We start from the raw sequence: 18,287 nt of genomic DNA on the forward strand, positions 1-18,287 counted from the left end.
ATCCGCCTGTTCGACCACGGCGTATCGCCCACTTCGGAGCACGTATGAACGCTATGCCCAAGACCTTCTCGACCGAAGGCGATTACAAGGTTGCCGATATCTCGCTGGCCGACTGGGGCCGCAAGGAAATCGACATCGCCGAGCACGAGATGCCCGGCCTGATGTCGATCCGCAACAAGTACGCACCGGATGCGCCGCTCAAGGGCGTGCGCGTGACCGGTTCGCTGCACATGACGATCCAGACCGCGGTGCTGATCGAGACCCTCAAGGATCTCGGCGCCGACGTGCGCTGGGCCTCGTGCAACATCTTCTCGACGCAGGACCACGCCGCCGCCGCGATCGCCGCGTCGGGCACGCCGGTGTTCGCGTGGAAGGGTGAAACGCTCGAGGAATACTGGGATTGCACGCTCGATGCGCTGTCGTTCGCGGGCGGCAAAGGCCCGCAGCTCGTCGTCGACGACGGCGGCGACGTCACCCTGCTGATCCACAAGGGTTACGAGCTCGAGCAGGGCGACACCAACTGGGTGAACAGCGCCTCCGCGTCGCACGAGGAGCAGGTCATCAAGAACCTGCTCAAGCGCGTCGCGAAAGAGCGCCCGGGCTTCTGGGCTGGCGTCGTCAAGGAATGGAAGGGCGTCTCAGAAGAGACCACGACCGGCGTGCACCGTCTGTACCAGCTCTCGCAGCAGGGCAAGCTGCTGGTGCCGGCGATCAACGTCAACGACTCGGTCACGAAGAGCAAGTTCGACAACCTCTACGGCTGCCGCGAGTCGCTGGCCGACGGCCTCAAGCGTGCAATGGACGTGATGCTCGCGGGCAAGGTCGCGGTCGTCTGCGGTTACGGCGACGTCGGCAAGGGTTCGGCGCACTCGCTGCGCGCGTACGGCGCCCGCGTCGTGGTCACCGAAATCGACCCGATCAATGCGCTGCAGGCGGCGATGGAAGGCTTCGAGGTCAACACGATCGAGAGCACGCTCGGCCGCGGCGACATCTACGTGACCACGACCGGCAACAAGGACGTGATCACGCTCGAGCACATGAAGCAGATGAAGGACCAGGCGATCGTCTGCAACATCGGCCATTTCGACAACGAGATCCAGGTCGATGCGCTTTACGCCTCGGGCGCGCAGCACACGAACATCAAGCCGCAGGTCGACAAGTACACCTTCAACAACGGGAACTCGATCTTTCTGCTCGCCGAAGGCCGCCTCGTGAACCTCGGTTGCGCGACGGGCCACCCGAGCTTCGTGATGTCGAACTCGTTCTCGAACCAGACGCTCGCGCAGATCGACCTGTGGGCGAACAAGGACAGCTACGAGCCGAAGGTCTACATCCTGCCGAAGAAGCTCGACGAGGAAGTCGCGCGCCTGCACCTGGAGAAGATCGGCGTGAAGCTCACGACGCTGACCGCTGAGCAGGCCGATTACCTCGGCGTGCCGGTCGAAGGCCCTTACAAGCCGGACCACTACCGCTACTGATCGCGCATCCGCGCATCGGCTGCATCGAGACGGGCGCTTCGGCGCCCGTTTCTTTTTGGTGGAGGCGTGGCAGCCCTGGGCCGGGACGCACGAACGTCAGGCGTCGTCACACAGCACACCGCGACAGTCCAGCGCGCGCATCGCCCGAGTTCGTACATCCGCTGGCGCGAGCGCTGACCCGGGAATCGTGTGTCGATGCTTGGTTCGCGAAGTGGTCTTCGGCTTACAGCGCCAACCGCTCGCGAAGCTCCCTGGCCTGCCGTCGCGAGACCTCGACCTCGGCGCCGTCCCTCATCGTCAGCGTGTAGCCCTCTCCCACCGAGAGGTCGATCGCCTGCACCAGGCGCAGATTCACGAGCGTGTTGCGGTTCGCACGAAAGAACACCGCGGGATCGAGCCGTCCCTCGAGCGTCGCGAGGCTGCGGCCCAGCATCGCCTTCTCTCCGCGGAAGTGCACGGTCGCGTAGTTGCCATCGACCTCGATGCGGCTGATATGGGCGAGCTGCACGAACCAGCACCGCTCGCCATCGCGCAGGAAGACCTGATCATCCGCGCGCAGCAGTTCCCGCGCGGACGCCACGGGCTCGCGCGTCACCGCGCGTGCCTTCTGCAGCGCCGCCGCGAGGCGGTCGGCCTGCACGGGCTTGAGCAGGTAATCGAGCGCGTTTGCCTCGAAGCCGCGCAGCGCGTACTGGTCGTAGGCGGTGGTGAAGATCACGCACGGTGCGACGTCGAGGCGCTCGAGCAGGTCGAAGCCCGTGCCCGACGGCATCTGGATATCGAGCAACACCGCGTCGGGCTGCAGGCGTTCGATCGCCGCCTGCGCGGGGGGCACGTCGTCGGCCTCGCCGACGCATTCGACGTCGGGGATATCGCGCAGCAACGTGCGCAGCTCGAGCCGCGCAAGGCGCGTGTCGTCGACGATGAGCACGCGCACTGTCATTGCGGGATCTCCAGGGTGGCGATAACGCGACCGTCGTGCTCCGACAGCTCGAAGCGGCCCCCGATGCGGGCCAGGCGCTCGTGCAGAAACGCATGCCCGACACCGGTGCCGGCACGCGCGCCGTCGTCGAGGCGCCCGGCGTTGGTCACGCGCGCAATGAGCACGTCCCCGCGGCGTTCGGCGTCGATCGCGAGCACGCCGCCGCCGGCCGTGCGCGCAATGCCGTGCTTGATCGCGTTCTCGACCAGCAACTGCAGCGCCATCGGCGGCAGCCGAGCGCCGTGCAGCGCGTCGGACACGTCGATGCGCGGCTGCAGGCGCGATTCGTAGTGCACCTGCTCGACGGCGAGGTAATCGCCCACGACAGAGATCTCCTCGCCGAGCGTGGTCCATTCGTGCTGGCTGTGCTCGAGTGCGTGTCGGAGCGTCGACGACAGGCGTGTCACGAGTTCGCGCGCGCGCCCGGGGTCCTCGAGGATCAGCGCGCGCAGGTTGTTGAGCGCGTTGAACACGAAATGCGGATTGAGCCGCGCGCGCAGCGCATCGAGTTCAAGCGCGCTGCGGGCGGATTCGGCGCGCAACGCCGCGACTTCACTCTCTCGAGCACGGCGCAGCATACGGCGACCGGCCCAGACACCCGTCCACAGCGCGAGCATGATCACCGTGTTGACCCAGTATCCAAACGCCGCGCCAACGCTGTAGCGCGCGCCGGTGCCGTGCAGCGTGACCCACCCCTGCCCGAGCGCAAAAAACAGCACCACGGCGATGCCCGCCTGCACGAGCAGCGCGAGCCCCGCGACCGCGAAGCCCAGCCGCCACGCCAGTGCGAGCGGCTCGCAGCGAAGCCAGCCGCGGGCAAGCGCGACGCGGCGCAGCGACGCGCTCGCCGTCCACAGGAGCACCGTCAGCAGGATCACGACGAGCGTGTAGCCGGACGACTCGCCGCCAGCGAACGCGCGCCCCATCGCGAGGCTCACCGCGCCGTAGACACACCAGACCGCCGCGTTGATCAATCCGAAGCGCAAGGCGGCGGTCGGCATGTCGGCTCGTCAGTTCGTCTGCGGATGCGCGGCGAGGAAGTCGCGGACGTTCGACTGCAGCCACGTCGGGTCGTCCCACATGAGGAAATGGTAGCCGCCCTCGCTCATCTCGATGCGCGCGCCGTCGAGGCCGGCGTATTGCGTGCGGAAGATCGCTTCCGTCGACGCCTTCGTCGAGCCCATCGGCGCGTACGCGGCCCACGCGCCGAGCACGAGCGTCGGCGACTTCACCTTCGACAGCTGCGGGCGCAGGTCGGTGACCATCAGCTCGTACATCGCCTGCGATGTCGTCGCGCGCTCACTCGCGCGGCCCCAGGTCTTGAGCGTTTCGGTGCGGGCCGGGTCACGCGTCATGCCGCGCACGGCGGCTTCGGCGTTCTTCGCATAGGTGGCGTCGTCGGCCGCGAGCATCTGCGCGCGCATGCCGGCGGCCATGGGCTCGACGGAGGCAGCGGTCGCCTTTGGATTCATCACGCCGGCGAAAAACGGCAGCGAGTCGACGATGACGAGCGGGCCGACCGCGTCGGGCGCCTCGACCGCCACCTGCAGGGCGAGCACACCACCGAGGCTGTGACCGATGACCGCAGGCTTCGCGAGCTTGCGGCTGCGCACGTACTCGACAAGCTGCGCGCGCATCGCCGGCAGGAAGGCATCGTGCTTCGCTGCAGGCGCACCGGCGAACCCTGGCAGCTGGACGAGGTGGCACTGCACCTGCGGCTGCAGCGCCTGGCAGGTCTCGCGCCAGGTGTCGGCGGCGCTGTTGAGGCCGGGAATCATGAGCACGGGGCGGCCGTCGCCGACGACTTCGACGCTGAGGTCGCTGAAGCGGTCCGTGGCGTGGGCGCCGCTTGCGGCGGTGATGAGAGCCAGGACGAGGGCCGGGCGGATCGTACGAGGGGTAAGGCGCATGGCGGTGCTCCATCGAATGTGGATGCAGCCTGCCGCCGCGCCGCGCCGGCAGAGTCGGAAAAGTGACGAGCGGCCCATCGCGTCCGTAAGCGGCGGCGCTTCCATTGTTCTCTTCATCGCGATGCAGAGATACAATGCCGCGCCTTCCGGGAAAACGCGCCATGGTCCCCATCAGTTTCGAGTTCTATCCGCCAAAGACGCCCGAGCAGCAGGCCCAGCTCGACAAGACCGTCGCGAAGTTGCGCACGCGCGGCCCGGACTACGTCAGCGTGACGTTCGGCGCCGGCGGCTCGACGCTGAGCCACACGCCGGAGACGATCCGCCAGTTGCGCACCGACGGGCTCGAGGCCGCGCCCCACCTGACCTGCATGGGCGGCTCGCGCGAGGAGATCCGTAACCTGCTCAAGCTCTACCGCGCGCTGGGCGCAAAGCGCATCGTCGCGCTGCGCGGCGATTTGCCGTCGGGCATGGTGAGCGCGGGCGAGATGCGCTACGCGGACGAGCTCGTGAGCTTCATCCGCGAAGAAACCGGCGACCACTTCCACGTCGAAGTCGCCGCATATCCCGAAACGCATCCGCAGGCGCGCGACGCCCGGGTCGATCTCGAGCACTTCATCGGCAAGGTCAACGCCGGTGCGAACGGCGCGATCACGCAGTACTTCTACAACGCCGACGCCTATTTCCGGTTCGTCGACGACGTGCGGGCGCGCGGCATCGACGTGCCGATCGTGCCGGGCATCATGCCGATCGCGAACTTCAGCCAGATCCGCCGTTTCTCCGAGCTGTGCGGCGCCGAGATCCCGCGATGGGTGGCCCAACGCATGCTGGCCTACGGCGATGACGTCGAAAGCGTGCGCTCGTTCGGGGCGGACGTGGTCGCGCAGCTTTGCCGTCGACTGATCGACGCCGGAGTGCCGGGCCTCCACTTCTACACGTTGAATTTGTCGAAACCCACCATGAACGTGCTCGCGCGTATCGGTTGAGTTAGGCCGGCGTTCAGCGCAAACGCACGTTTTCGCACCGGACGTTGACAGTGGCAGGCGGAGCATCGGAATCGTTTCCGATGTGGCTGCCGTGCAATGAGAACGCTCCCGTTTGCCGCTTGCCTGACCGCGCTGTGCGCGCTCGCGCTGCCCGCTCCCCAAGCGGCGCAGGCGGGCACTGGCCTGGTCCGGTGTGAAGGGGCGAACGGTCAGACGATTTACACGGACAAACCCTGTGCGGCCTTGGGTGCGCGACATGTGCCGATTCCTGGCGAACTGCTCGCCCGGCTTGCGACTGATCGCGACCCAGCGACCCTCCCCGACCTCGACAATCCCGGCGCGATGCCGCTGCCGGCTGCGCCCGGGCGCCGTTCGCCTGCAGCAGGCTGCGCACGCTCGCCGGGCCAACTCGCGCGCGATCTGCACGGCGCCCTCGCGCTTGGCGACGTGAACCGCGTCTCCGAGAGTTACCACTGGGTGGGCCACACCCACGCACAGGCGCAACCCGTGCTCGCTCGGCTTGAACGGCTCGGCAGCCGTCCGGTCCGGCAGGTGGAGTTTTTCGACGTCACGATCGGCCCCGCCTCGTTCGTCGACGCGCAGGCGCCGGCGCTTGCACGTCCGGATGGGACCGCAGGCCTGTTGCAGCTCGAGTTCGGCCAGGGCACGGCGTACGAAGTCGTCGACTTCGACGTGCAGCGCTATGCGGGCTGCTATTTCGTGCGCTTCCGCGACCGCAGCCACCGCGCCTGAACCGGCCGAGCGTCCCGGATCGCCCGCGTGCGGCGGGGCCGTTAGGCTGCACGCATGCATGCTCGATCCCTACGTCGTTGCACCGGCCTCGCACTGCTGATCGCTTTCGCGTCCGCGCCGGATGCACAGGCGCAGGTCCGTCGCTGCGTTACTGCCGAGGGACAGGTCATCTACACGGACCGTCGCTGCGAGGACCTTGGCGCACAGGAGCGGGCAGCGCCGCAGCGGCCCGCGTTGCGTTCGACGCACCGCGCCGGCTGTGCACGCACCCTGCGTGATCTCGTGTTCGAGGTCGGCGACGCGATCAATGCCCGCGACCCGAACCGGCTCGCGGCGTACTACCACTGGGCCGGCATGTCGAATGCGCAGGCCTATGCCACGCTGGGCCGGCTCGACGCGATCGCGCAACGGCCGCTCGTCGACATCGTCCCGATCATGCCTGCCGGCACGAGTGATGCAGACGCGTGGCGTCGACCGCCGACGGGCCTGCGCTTCGAGCAGACGCAGCGCAATGGCATCACGCCCGCACGCGCGGCGTTCGGCCTGCACCGCCACCTCGGATGCTGGTGGCTGCGGGGCTGAGCAGGCCGGGCACAGTCGAGGCCTCGCGCGAACGGGCACAATAGCCGCCTTTCCCGACGGACGGCCCCGCATGCAGTACCCCGAATGGATCTGGCACAACGGCGAAATCAAGCGCTGGGCCGACGCGACCGCGCACGTGATGTCGCATGCACTGCACTACGGCTCGTCGGTGTTCGAGGGCATCCGCTGTTACGAAACGCCGAGCGGGCCCGCGATCTTCCGCCTCAACGACCACAACAAGCGCCTGTTCGCGTCCGCGAAGATCTACGAGATGCAGATCCCGTACACACTCGAGCAGATCAACGCCGCGTGCCATGAGGTGATCAAGCGCAACGGACTCACGAAGGCCTATCTGCGGCCGTTCGCGTACCGCGGCCTCGGCGGCTTCGGGTTGTCGGCCGAGACGCCGATCGATGTCTCGGTCGCCACGTGGTTCATGGGCCCCTACCTCGGCGACGGCGTGCTCGAGGCCGGCATCGACGCCTGCGTCTCGAGCTGGCAGCGCTTCGCACCGAACACGATTCCCGCAGGCGCAAAGGCCGGCGGCAACTATCTTTCGGGCCAATTGGTCGCACGCGAAGCGCGCCGCCTCGGCTTCGGCGAAGGCATCGCGCTCGCGTCCACGGGCCTGCTCAGCGAAGGCGCGGGCGAGAACCTGTTCCTCGTGTTCGACGGCGCGCTGCACACCACCCCCGTGAGCGCGGCGCTGCTCAATGGCATCACGCGCAACACCATCATTACGCTGGCGCGCGATGCCGGGCTCACGGTGGTCGAGCGCGACCTGCCGCGCGAATACCTGTACCTGTGCGATGAGCTCTTCATGTGCGGCACCGCCGCCGAGATCACGCCGATCCGCTCCGTCGACGGCCGCCAGGTTGGCGCCGGCAAGCCCGGCCCGGTCACGCGGCAGATCCAGGACCTGTTCTTCGGCCTGTTCGACGGCCGCACGCGGGACACCTATGGCTGGCTCGATCCACTGTAAGCGACAGCGGGCTGCACAGCGCGGTGCCGAAAAACGGCATCGCGCTGCAGCGCTCACGACGAACTGAAAACAGGGGCGGATGCGGATACCCAATGCATCCGGCCTTTCGGCGCCGGCAAGTCACTCCGCCGCGCCTGAGCGGGCGCCCCGCCCGCTCCCTCGCGCGCCTCACATGCGCTTCAACCCGCGACCACCTCGCGCGCGGTATTGCGCTGCGTGAACGTCAGCGTCGCGATGACGCCCGTCTCTTCGCCCGGTTTGACCCGCACATCCCAGCCGTGCAGGTCGCACAGCCGGCGCACGATCGACAACCCGATGCCGCCGCCCTGCGAATGACCCGCGTGCGTGCCGCGGTAGCCGCGTTCGAACAGCTTTGCGGCGTCTTCCGCGCTGAGGCCCGGGCCGGAGTCGATGACCTGCACAAACGTCGGCCCGAGCCGCACGATGACGTCGCCGGCGGGCGTGTACTTCACCGCATTGCCGATGAGGTTGCCCAGCGCCACGGCAACCGCCGCCTCCGGCGCGTCGACGACGAGCCCGCGCTCGCCTTCGAGCTTGAGTTGCAGCGGCTTGCCGCCGATCTGCGCCCGATGCATGTCGAGCAGCTGCTCACAGAGCTTCGCGACGTCCGTGCGCCCGGTCGCGCGTTCATTACGCGAGAGCTGCAGCAGCGCGCTGATGAGGTCAGTGCACTGCTGCTCGGCGCGCTGGATCCGCTGCAGACGGCTGCGTGTCTTCTCGTCGACATCGCTGCGACTCAGGAGCAATTCGACCGCGCCCTTGATGACCGCGAGCGGCGTGCGCAGCTCGTGGCTCACGTCGGCATTGAACTCGCGGTCGCGCTGCACCACGTGCGTGAGGCGCGCGGCGTAGTCGTCGAGCGCGGCGGCCAGCTGGCCGACCTCGTCGTCGGAGAAATGGCTCGCGAGTGATTCGGGCTGCGCGCTGCGGCCCGAGCGACGGATGCGACGCGCGAGTTCCGAGACCGGGCTCATCACGCGCGAAGCCGCCCACCAGCCCACGAGCAACGACAGCCCGGTGAACACGACCACGGCGCCGAAGATCGCGCGATTGAACTGCGCCTCGCCCCGCCCGGCCTGCGTCATGTCGTAGGCAAGGAAGAACCACTCGTCCGGCGTCTTGCGCACCGCGAGCTTGTACGAGAACGGCGTGCCGTCGGGGTTCTTGCCGTTGAGCGTGTGGATGCCGTCGGGCAGCGAGTACCAGTCCGGCTGCTCGGCGCGCAGCTCCTCGAAACGCTCGCGGCGCACCACCCGCCCAAGCATTTGTTGCACGCTGAACTCGGGCTTCTGCCCGGGCTGAGCGTAGTACTGCTCCGCGAACGCATCGATGTTGCGGTTCATCACGTCTTCGACGAGCTGGTTTTCGACGCGATTGCGCGTCCAGTTGGTCGCGAACGCGAACAGCAACATCAGCCCGAACCCGAGCATTACGAATGCAAGAATGATGCGGCTGCGCAACCGTCGCCGGTAGCGCGCCTTGGGCCGCCTCGCGGGCGGCTCGGGAGCTGGGGTCACTTATTGACCGTTGGCGCTTTCCGGGGCAGCGATACGATAGCCGATGCCGTGGCGCGTCTGAATCAGCGGCGTGTCGAACGGCTTGTCGACGACCGCGCGCAGGCCATGGATATGCACGCGCAGGCTATCTGAATCCGGCAGCTCCTCGCCCCAGACGCGGGTTTCGAGCTCCTGCCGCGTGACCACCGCGGGCGCGGCTTCCATCAGCGACTGGAGGATCTTGAGCGCCGTCGGGTTGAGTTGCAGCAGCTTGCCCTGGCGGCGCACTTCGAGCGTGTCGAGGTTGTACTCGAGGTCGGCGACGTTGAGCACGCGCGTCTGCACGCCGCGGCCGCGGCGCGAAAGCGCGTTGAGGCGCACTTCGACTTCCTGCAACGCGAACGGCTTGATGAGGTAATCGTCGGCGCCCGAATCGAAGCCGGCCAGCTTGTTATCGAGGCTGTCGCGCGCGGTGAGCATGAGCACCGGCGTCTGCTTGCGTGCTTCGTTGCGGAGCTTGCGGCAGACCTCGATGCCATCGAGGCCCGGCAGGTTGAGATCGAGCACGATCGAATCGAAGTCGTTTACGACGGCCAGATGCAGGCCGGTGATGCCGTCCGCTGCGAAATCGACGGTGTGGCCGCGGTCCTCGAGAAAATCGCCGAGGTTCGCCGCAATGTCCTGGTTGTCTTCAATGACGAGGATGCGCATGGAGTCGTCCTGAGGGGAAAAAGGCCCGGCGCGCCGGGCGCGTCATCGCGGTACCGCGCTTTGGAGCAGCGGCGCCGCGGCGAAGTTCCCGAAGTGTGGCGCGGGCGTGTGCATGTGCAAAGTGAGCGCGACCCGTCCGCACGGCTTGTGCGCACCGCGGACCGTCATGCGCAAAGAAGACGCTTCGGCAGCCCTGAAAACAAGGACCCAGGCGCGGGGCCGCCACGCCTGGGCCAATAGGGATTACCCGATTCACCGTGACCGGCCCACCCGCGGCCGGGAGGTCCGGTCGCGTTCGGGCTGTATCGCGGTCGCAGGAGCCTAGGGCCGGCGGGATTAAACGAACGTTAAAAACCCGTCAAAGCCGATCAGCCGGCTGCGGATCCCTTGCGGCCGTAGGCGCCGAGCTTCTGCGCCGCGGCGTCGGCCGCGCGCTGCTTGCTGCGCTGCGTCAGGCGCTCGGCGACGTGCTGGACGATCGCGCCCGCGACGTCGATGCCGCTTGCGTTCTCGATGCCTTCGAGGCCTGGCGATGCATTGACCTCGAGCACGAGCGGCCCGCGGTCGGAGCGGATCAGGTCGACACCCGCGACGCCGAGCCCGAGCGCATTCGCCGCGCGCACCGCCACGTCTTTTTCCGCCTCGGTCGCGCGCACGCCCTTCGCCGTGCCGCCGCGGTGCAGGTTGGAGCGGAAATCGCCTTTCGGTGCCTGCCGCCGCATCGCGGCGATCACCTTGCCGCCCACGACGAAGCAGCGCAGGTCCGCGCCCTTCGCTTCGGCCACGAACTCCTGCACGAGAAAGTTCGCGTACAGCCCGCGCAGCGCCTCGATGACGCCGCGGGAGGCCGAGAGCTTCTCGGTCAGCATGACGCCGGCGCCCTGCGTGCCTTCGTTGAGTTTGATGACGTGCGGCGGCGGGCCGAGCATCGCGAGCAGGTCATGGGTGTCGTCGGGGTTGTCGCCGAAGACGGTCGCCGGCAAGCCGATCTTCTGAGCCGCAAGCAGCTGGTGGCTGCGCAACTTGTCGCGCGCCTTGAGGATCGCGTCGGACGGGTTCGGTGTGAACGTGTCCATGAGCTCGAACTGCCGCAGCACCGCCGTGCCGTAGCGCGTGACCGACGCGCCGATGCGCGGTATCACCGCGTGGTAACCCGACAGCGGGTTGCCCTTGTAGTGCATCGCAAAGCCGTCGGAGTCGATTCGCATGTAACAGCGCAACGGGTCGAGCACGCGCGCGGTGTGCCCCTGCTCGCGCGCGGCCTCGAGCAGCCGTCGCGTCGAATAGAGCTTGCCGTTGCGCGAGAGGATCGCAAGTTTCATGACGCGGCCTGACATGCCAGAGCGGGCTCGACGGCGACGGTCGCGGGCGTGCGACCGTGCAGGAACGAGCGTGCGGGATCGACGATGAACGTGCGCGTCATCGCGCTGCGGCCAAGCAGCATCGGAAACGCCATGCCGCCGCGGTGACAGAGATTGAGTTCCACCTCACGCTCGACGCCCGCAAGCGCAAGACGCGAACGAAGGAAGACGCGGCGCGTCGTGTGGCCGCCCGAGTCGGTGACCTCGCGCTCGTCGACGATCGGCGCTGCGGTTTCGAGCGAGCCGGCCACCCCTTCGGGGCCGAGGCGAAACCCGATCCAGGGCGCACCGCCCTCGACGAAGCGCCACTGGGCGTCGACATGCAATGCGGACGTGCGCGCGCCGGTGTCGACCTTCGCACGCACGATAAAGCGCAGGTCCGGCAATGCCACCCACTCCCGCCAACCGAGCACGATCCTCGCCATCGGGGTCCTCGAATGCATGCGCGATTGCCGAAACCAAAAACGGCGGCCACCGTAATCGGGGCCGCCGTGCAGGCGATGTGGAGCGGGTGATGGGAATCGAACCCACGCTAGCAGCTTGGGAAGCTGCAGTTCTACCATTGAACTACACCCGCGCCGGCGCAGTGTACGTCGCACCTGCGCGCAGTGGCAACGCGGGCGGACGGCGCACCGAGCGCCGCCCGCGGCCGTGTCAGAAGCGCTGGCCGATCGTCGCGAACACCGTCGTGTTGCTGCCGTCGTCCTGACCGACGGTGAGGCTTGCGCCCACGTTCGCATCGAAGCCGAACAGCTCCATGCGCGTGCCGAGCAGCACCGTGCCGTAGCTGTCGTCGAACTGCACGCCCGGCACCGCGTACGGCGTCGAACCCGGAATCGACTGCGCCTGAGCGAACGCCTCGGCCGGCGCGTCCTCGAACTCGCGGTCGATCGTCGCGCGGGCGTAGGGAGCGAAATGCTCGCTCGCACGCAGGCTCATCTGCCAACCCACGCTGCCGATCAGCGAGTCGAAGTTCTGCTCCGGATACGACAGCGACGTCGACAACGTCGGCTGGTCCTCGGCAAACGCGTCGATGTCGATGCGCTGCGCGAGCGCCGCGACGACCGGGCCATGGCGCAGCGCGCCGTCGCCGAACTCGAAGCCGCCCTGCACGCCCATCGCGAGGTTGTCGCCGTCGGCCGACGCGCGATGCGTACGCACCGACTGACCGAGCACGACGGTGCGGTCGATGTCGAAGTCGAGGCGGCTGTAGCTCAGCTGCGCATCGACCCAGCCGCCGCCCGAGCGCCATGCGACGTGCGCGCCGAGCGTGGCATCGCTCTGGTCGAAGCTGCCGCCGCGCAGGCCCCAGTCCATGCCGCTGCGGCCAAAGCCGGCGAACGCGCCGTACACGAGGTTGCCCGACGTGAAGTCGACGCCGCCGGTGAGCGCCGGGCCGGCGCCGTCGTAGAGGTCGCCGTGCTCATAGCGCTGCACGTCGGCGCGCACGTCGGCCCACCAGCCGGCGCCCGCGCCCGCTGGCGCACCGATCATGCGCGTCGCCACGCGGTCGGCGCGCGCGCGCCCAACGGCGGCGGCGGAGTTCGTCAGCACGCCGACGCGGCGCGGCGCCTCGAGCATCGACACTGCGTAGTCGGCGATGATTTCGTGCGCGGCGAGCGTCGGATGCACGCCGTCGGCGAACGCGTAGGTGAACGGCGCGGATGGGTTGACGTACGTGTCCGGGCGGCAGGTCAGCGACTGCGCGGTGATCTGCGGCTGGCATGCGGTCCCGGTGACGTTCGTGAAGCCGAACGTCGACGGGTTGGCCACGACTTCCTGGAACAGGCTGAACATGTTGAGCGGGATCACGCGCAGGCCGGCGGTGGCGAGGCCGGTGTAGAGCGCTGTGTTGTAGCCGCGGGCAAGCTGGGTGAGACCGGCCTGAGCGGCATCACTCTGCCTGCGTGCCTCCGGCGTCAGACCCAGATCCGGGATCGAAGGCACAAGCACGTAGCGTGCGCCGGCGGCCTGCAACGTTCCGATCGCGGAGATCTGGGACCTCACCGCGGCTCCAATCGTGGCAGGCGCGTCGGCAGGCGGGTTCTGTGCTGCAAAGAACAGGTCATTCGCGCCACCCCAGACCGTATAGAGCGCATTCGGGTCGGCGCTGCCGCCCGTCGTGGCGAGATAGCGGCCAACCTGTGCAGTCACCGGGAGCGCCGGGCCGAGGGCCGTGGGATTCGGAACGCCCGTGCGTGCTCCGCCGATCGCGAAGTTCGTCGCGCCCGGATTCGTAACGACGCCGATCGGCGCGTCCGGAGGCGGAAGTCCCGTCAAGCGATACTGCAACGCAGGATCGGCGCGGGTGCCGTAGAAATCCGCGAGGTACTCGGCCCAGACCAGGCCCGGGTTCGTCGTGAAGCGCCCGAGCACGGCCGCCGCCGGGTTCTGCGCGACGAGGAGCGGACGGAACGCACCCGAATCGGTGAGGCTGTCGCCGAAGAAAATGGTCTGCGAGTACGTCTGGGCGAAGGTCGGCGCAGCGGCGAGCGCAAGCGCGGCCGCCAGGGCGGTGCGGGTCAGCTTCATTCAAGGTCCTTGTCGAGATGCGATCGGATCCGGCCCGCAAGCGCGTACGCCCACGGATGGCGCGCAATCGAAACACGACGGCGTGAAGATGCACAAGCGGCAGCGCGTCACGCTTGGGTGCGAGGCTCGGCGAGGCGACAATGGGGGAATGGACATCGTGCTCAACGGCGAGCCTCGCTCGCTCGACCCCGCCCTCACCGTGCTGCAGCTGCTGCAGCGCGAAGGCCTCGCCGACCGCCGGGTGGCGGTCGAAGTCAACGGCGACATCGTGCCGCGCAGCCGCCACGCCGAGCATGCGCTCGCGACGGGCGATCGTGTCGAGATCGTGCATGCGCTGGGCGGTGGCTGACGCGACGGCGTGAGCGATCCTCCGGTTGGCGGCCGCGCGCCGAACGTCCACAGCGCGGCGCCGCGCGGAATGAGCGTGCGCGCTTTCGCGGCGACCTTGTAATCCAACGGGTGCTGGGCAACGCACGATGAGCGCGGCCGCTCGCGCAGCGTCCCTGTGTGGACATTCCAACGGCTCGCGCGGCGCCAAGCCGCATGGGCCCAACGCAGCTCGTCGGCCGATGCAAAGGCATTCGCCGCGGGCGCTGACGGCCGCGGGATCCGCGTCAGTCGCCCTCACGGGTCCGCACCACCGGTGACTGACACGGCTTCCGACGAATCGAGCCTCCGTCCGCTGCCTCGCCGACCAGGCGCAGGACCTGCGGCGCGTCGCGCGGCGCACCCGAGGTCGGGGACGCGACACCGAGCCGCGGATTCACGAACCCGCAGGCCCGGCCCGCCGACACCGGTGCGATAATCCACGGATGACCGCACCCGCCCATCTCGACCCTCTCGTCATTGCCGGCACGCCATACGCGTCGCGCCTGCTGACCGGCACCGGCAAGTTCACCGACCTCGAACAGACGCGCCTCGCCACCGAGGCCGCCGGCGCGCGGATCGTCACCGTCGCGATCCGCCGCACGAACATCGGCCAGAACCCCGGCGAGCCGAACCTGCTCGACGTGCTGCCGCCCGAGCGCTACACGATCCTGCCGAACACCGCCGGCTGCTACACCGCCGACGACGCGGTGCGCACCTGCCGCCTCGCGCGCGAACTGCTCGATGGGCACAAGCTCGTGAAGCTCGAAGTGCTCGGCGACCAGCGCACGCTCTATCCCGACGTCGTGCAGACGCTCGCCGCGGCTGAAACGCTGGTCAAGGACGGCTTCGACGTCATGGTCTACACCAGCGACGACCCGATCCTCGCCAAGCGGCTCGAGGAAATCGGCTGCGTCGCGGTGATGCCGCTCGCCGCGCCGATCGGCTCGGGGCTCGGCATCCAGAACAAGTACAACCTCATCGAGATCATCGAGAGCGCCAACGTGCCGATCATTGTCGATGCCGGCGTGGGCACCGCGTCGGACGCGTCGATCGCGATGGAGCTCGGCTGCGACGGCGTGCTGATGAACACGGCGATCGCCGGCGCGAAGGACCCGGTGCTCATGGCACACGCGATGAAACTCGCGGTCGAAGCCGGGCGCGCGGCATTCAAGGCCGGGCGCATTCCGCGCAAGCGCTTTGCGAGTGCGTCGTCGCCGATCGACGGCCTCGTCGGCTGAGCGACGATGCCCTGCTTCCTTTGCCACCAAGGCGCCCGCCGCCGTGGATCGACGCCGGCAGCGCGATGACCGACCCGTTCGCAAGTCCGGGCGCGAAGTCGCCGCCCAAGCCGTTCACGATCGAGGACGGGCACCGCAAGGTGCGCAGCTTCGTGCTGCGCCAGGGCCGGTTCACGCCCGCGCAGCAACGCGCGTTCGATGCGCTGTGGCCGCGCTTCGGCCTGGATTACGAGCCGAACGAACGCGGGGGCGCGCCGCGCGACTTCGATGCGGCGTTCGGCCGCGCCGCGCGGCGCGTGCTCGAGATCGGCTTCGGCAACGGCGAGGCGCTGCGCTTTGCCGCCCGCCAGGATCCCGCACGCAACTACATCGGCGTCGAAGTGCATGCGCCCGGCGTCGGCCGGCTGCTCAATGCCCTCGCCGAAGACGACAGCGACCACGTGCGGCTGTACCACCACGACGCCGTCGAAGTGCTGGACAACGAGGTGGCGGATGCGAGCCTGGACGAGGTTCGCATCTATTTCCCCGATCCCTGGCACAAGAAGCGCCACAACAAGCGCCGGCTCGTGCAGCCCGAATTCGCCGCGCGGCTGGTGCGCAAGCTTGCGCCGGGCGGTCGCTTGCACCTGGCGACTGACTGGCAGGACTATGCCGAGCAGATGTGGGACGTGCTTGATGCAACGCCGGGGCTCGTCAATCGCACGGGACCGCGCGGCCATGTGCCGCGACCCGAATGGCGTCCGCAGACGCATTTTGAAACGCGCGGCCAGAAGCTGGGCCACGGCGTGTGGGACCTGCTGTACGACAGGCGTTGACATGAAGCACGTGGTTCGCGCTCCCCGCGGGGCGCGCGGATCAGGTTGGGCGGTTCGGATCGGGACGTGGAGCCAGTGACGAGACACATGCAGTGCAGCTTCCAAGCCATGGCGCGGGCCGGCTGCACGCATGCGGCGTCCGCCTGCGCGCCTGCATTAGGTCCCGACGGGCTCAGCTACCCGCCTTCTGACTCGCGCGCTCCATGATGGACACCGCGCTGACGCTCACCACCGACATGAAGCTCGTGCTCGGGCTGGTGGGCTTCACGATGGTGATGTTCCTGTTCGAGCGCATCCGCGCCGACGTCGTCGCGCTCGTCGTGCTCGTGCTGCTGGGCCTGTCCGGGCTCGTCGAGCCTGACGAGCTGTTCAACGGGTTCTCGGGTAACGCCGTCATTGCGATCATCGCGACGATGATCCTCGGCGCCGGGCTCGACCGAACCGGCGCACTCAACCGTCTGGCAGGTTGGCTGCTGCGACGTGCGAAAGGCACGGAAAGCCGCCTGCTGCTGCTCACGAGCGCGGTCGCGGGCCTCAACTCCTCGTTCATGCAAAACCCGTCGGTGATGGCGCTGTACATGCCCGTCGCCGCGCGTCTGTCGTCGCGCACGGGCCTGTCGCTGCCGCGGCTGCTGCTGCCGCTCGCGGCGGCGATCGTCATGGGCGGCGCACTGACGATGGTCGGCAATTCGCCGCTGATCCTGCTCAACGACCTGCTGCTCGCCGCGAACAGCAACCTCCCCTCGGGCGCGGCCACGCTCGAGCCGCTGAAGATGTTCGCGCCGCTGCCGATCGGCCTGACGCTGCTCGCGGCCTCGTTGCTGTATTTCCATTTCTTCGGCGACAAGCAGCTGCGCGACGAGGGCGGCGAGTCGGTGACGCCCGGCCGCACGCAAAGTTACTTCGCGAAGACGTACGGCATCGACGGCGACGTGTACGAGCTCACCGTCACGGCCGACAGCCCGCTCGTGGGCATGTCGCTCGGCGAAGCCGAGGCGCTGCGCGGCGCGCCGCTGTTGCTCGCGCTCAAGACCGGCACCGAGGAGGCGAAGCTGTCGCCGTCCGCGGACGCGCGCATCTGGGTGGGCACCGTGATCGGCGCGATGGGCCCGCGGCAGCAGGTCGTGGATTTCGCGCAGAACCAGCTGCTGAGGCTCGCCACGCGGCTGCGCAACTTCGCTGACCTGTTCAACCCGAGCCGCGCGGGCATTTCCGAAGCCGTCGTGCCGTCCACGTCGAAGTTCATCGGCAAGACCGCGAGCGACCTGCAGCTGCGCAAGCAGTTCGGGCTGAGCCTGCTCGCGGTGAACCGGGACAAGACCGTGCGCCGCGAGAACGTGCGCGACATGGCGCTGCGCGCGGGCGACATGCTCGTGCTGCACAGCATCTGGACCGACCTCGCCGAGGCGGCGGAGACGAAGGACCTCGTCGTCGTCACCGACTTCCCCAAGGGCGAGCAGCGGCCGCACAAGCTGCGCATCGCGCTCGCGATCTTCGCGGTCACGATGCTGCTCGCACTCTCGTCACGGCTGCCGGTGTCGATCGCGCTGATGACGGGCGTGGCCGGCATGCTCGTCGCGGGCGTCATCAACATCGACGAGGCCTACGACGCGATCAACTGGAAGACCGTGTTCCTCATGGCGAGCCTGATCCCGCTCGGCTGGGCGATGGATTCCAGCGGCGCCGCGGCGTGGATCGCAGCGCACACGGTCGAGCAATTGCCGGGCGACACGCCGACGTGGCTGCTCGAGCTGTCGATCGGGCTCATGACGACGATGTTCTCGCTGGTGATCAGCCATGTCGGCGCGACGATCGTCGTCGTGCCGCTCGCGATCAACCTCGCGCTCGCCGCGGGCGGCAACCCGACCGCGTTCGCGCTCATCGTGGCGCTGTCGGCATCGAACAATTTCATGACGGCGTCGAACCCGGTGATCTCGATGATCACCGGCCCGGCCGGCTACACGACCCGCGAGCTGTGGCGCATCGGTGCGCCGCTGTCGTTGCTGTACACGGTGCTGATCGTGGCGATGGTCAACCTGCTGTTCTGACGGCGCGGACGCGCACCCTGCCCGGC

At 68.3% G+C, this 18,287-nt stretch carries 17 protein-coding genes and 1 tRNA gene; 9 read left to right on the forward strand and 9 right to left on the reverse strand.

Features of this window, described 5'->3' with window-relative positions; translation table 11 throughout:
* Positions 1–44 precede the first annotated feature (44 nt).
* Positions 45–1,478 (forward strand): adenosylhomocysteinase, encoded by a 1,434-nt coding sequence (gene ahcY, locus IE075_RS14380; RefSeq protein WP_189457795.1) that lies wholly within the window; start codon positions 45–47, stop codon positions 1,476–1,478.
* A gap of 223 nt (positions 1,479–1,701) precedes the next feature.
* Here the strand turns inward: ahcY and IE075_RS14385 are convergent, their stop codons facing one another.
* From IE075_RS14385 to IE075_RS14395, 3 genes are read right to left on the reverse strand one after another with little or no spacing between them, the layout of a single operon-like run.
* On the reverse strand, positions 1,702–2,421 hold the full coding sequence (locus IE075_RS14385; protein WP_189457796.1) for a LytR/AlgR family response regulator transcription factor: 720 nt from the start codon (positions 2,419–2,421) through the stop codon (positions 1,702–1,704).
* On the reverse strand, positions 2,418–3,461 hold the full coding sequence (locus IE075_RS14390; protein WP_189457797.1) for a sensor histidine kinase: 1,044 nt from the start codon (positions 3,459–3,461) through the stop codon (positions 2,418–2,420). The genes IE075_RS14385 and IE075_RS14390 overlap by 4 nt, the downstream gene beginning before the upstream one ends.
* Before the next feature lie 9 nt (positions 3,462–3,470).
* Positions 3,471–4,370: an alpha/beta fold hydrolase gene (locus IE075_RS14395; protein WP_189457798.1), complete on the reverse strand. Its 900-nt coding sequence runs from the start codon at positions 4,368–4,370 to the stop codon at positions 3,471–3,473.
* Between the two features lie 161 nt (positions 4,371–4,531).
* On the opposite strand from IE075_RS14395, the gene metF reads away from it, so the two are divergent.
* From metF to IE075_RS14415, 4 genes are all read left to right on the forward strand, one after another.
* Positions 4,532–5,353, forward strand: coding sequence for a methylenetetrahydrofolate reductase [NAD(P)H] (metF, locus tag IE075_RS14400; RefSeq protein ID WP_189457799.1), 822 nt, complete (start codon positions 4,532–4,534; stop codon positions 5,351–5,353).
* Positions 5,354–5,611: 258 nt separating this feature from the next.
* Positions 5,612–6,106 carry a hypothetical protein gene (locus tag IE075_RS14405; protein WP_189457800.1) on the forward strand — a complete coding sequence of 165 codons (495 nt, stop codon included), beginning with the start codon at positions 5,612–5,614 and terminating at the stop codon, positions 6,104–6,106.
* A 54-nt stretch (positions 6,107–6,160) separates the two neighbouring features.
* On the forward strand, positions 6,161–6,688 hold the full coding sequence (locus tag IE075_RS14410) for a hypothetical protein (protein WP_229792550.1): 528 nt from the start codon (positions 6,161–6,163) through the stop codon (positions 6,686–6,688).
* Between the two features lie 70 nt (positions 6,689–6,758).
* Positions 6,759–7,670, forward strand: coding sequence for a branched-chain amino acid transaminase (locus IE075_RS14415; RefSeq protein WP_189457801.1), 912 nt, complete (start codon positions 6,759–6,761; stop codon positions 7,668–7,670).
* 179 nt (positions 7,671–7,849) lie between these two features.
* On the opposite strand, the gene IE075_RS14420 is transcribed toward IE075_RS14415, so the two are convergent.
* The 6 genes from IE075_RS14420 to IE075_RS14445 form a co-directional block, all read right to left on the reverse strand.
* Complete coding sequence (locus IE075_RS14420) at positions 7,850–9,208, reverse strand: sensor histidine kinase (protein ID WP_229792551.1); 1,359 nt, start codon at positions 9,206–9,208, stop codon at positions 7,850–7,852.
* Entirely contained in the window at positions 9,209–9,898 is a 690-nt protein-coding gene (locus IE075_RS14425; protein ID WP_189457802.1) for a response regulator transcription factor, read from the reverse strand.
* A 368-nt stretch (positions 9,899–10,266) separates the two neighbouring features.
* A complete protein-coding gene (rimK, locus tag IE075_RS14430; protein ID WP_189457803.1) occupies positions 10,267–11,220 on the reverse strand; it encodes a 30S ribosomal protein S6--L-glutamate ligase in 954 nt (317 codons plus the stop codon).
* Positions 11,217–11,702, reverse strand: coding sequence for an ATP-dependent zinc protease family protein (locus tag IE075_RS14435; RefSeq protein WP_189457804.1), 486 nt, complete (start codon positions 11,700–11,702; stop codon positions 11,217–11,219). Before IE075_RS14435 ends, rimK begins: the two co-directional genes overlap by 4 nt.
* Before the next feature lie 60 nt (positions 11,703–11,762).
* A tRNA-Gly gene (locus IE075_RS14440) sits at positions 11,763–11,836 on the reverse strand.
* A gap of 77 nt (positions 11,837–11,913) precedes the next feature.
* Positions 11,914–13,770, reverse strand: a complete 1,857-nt coding sequence (locus tag IE075_RS14445) for an autotransporter domain-containing protein (RefSeq protein WP_189457839.1) — start codon at positions 13,768–13,770, stop codon at positions 11,914–11,916.
* Between the two features lie 169 nt (positions 13,771–13,939).
* Here IE075_RS14445 and thiS point away from each other — a divergent pair, with 169 nt between their 5' ends.
* The 4 genes from thiS to IE075_RS14465 all read left to right on the forward strand — a co-directional run bounded on the left by thiS (position 13,940) and on the right by IE075_RS14465 (position 18,261).
* A complete protein-coding gene (gene thiS / locus IE075_RS14450; RefSeq protein WP_189457805.1) occupies positions 13,940–14,140 on the forward strand; it encodes a sulfur carrier protein ThiS in 201 nt (66 codons plus the stop codon).
* A 463-nt stretch (positions 14,141–14,603) separates the two neighbouring features.
* Positions 14,604–15,398 (forward strand): thiazole synthase, encoded by a 795-nt coding sequence (locus tag IE075_RS14455; RefSeq protein ID WP_189457806.1) that lies wholly within the window; start codon positions 14,604–14,606, stop codon positions 15,396–15,398.
* A gap of 65 nt (positions 15,399–15,463) precedes the next feature.
* On the forward strand, positions 15,464–16,213 hold the full coding sequence (gene trmB / locus IE075_RS14460; protein WP_189457807.1) for a tRNA (guanosine(46)-N7)-methyltransferase TrmB: 750 nt from the start codon (positions 15,464–15,466) through the stop codon (positions 16,211–16,213).
* Positions 16,214–16,419: 206 nt separating this feature from the next.
* A complete protein-coding gene (locus IE075_RS14465; protein ID WP_189457808.1) occupies positions 16,420–18,261 on the forward strand; it encodes an SLC13 family permease in 1,842 nt (613 codons plus the stop codon).
* Positions 18,262–18,287: the final 26 nt, after the last annotated feature.

The sequence above is a fragment of the Cognatilysobacter bugurensis genome (genome assembly GCF_014652095.1).
Taxonomy (GTDB): domain Bacteria; phylum Pseudomonadota; class Gammaproteobacteria; order Xanthomonadales; family Xanthomonadaceae; genus Cognatilysobacter; species Cognatilysobacter bugurensis.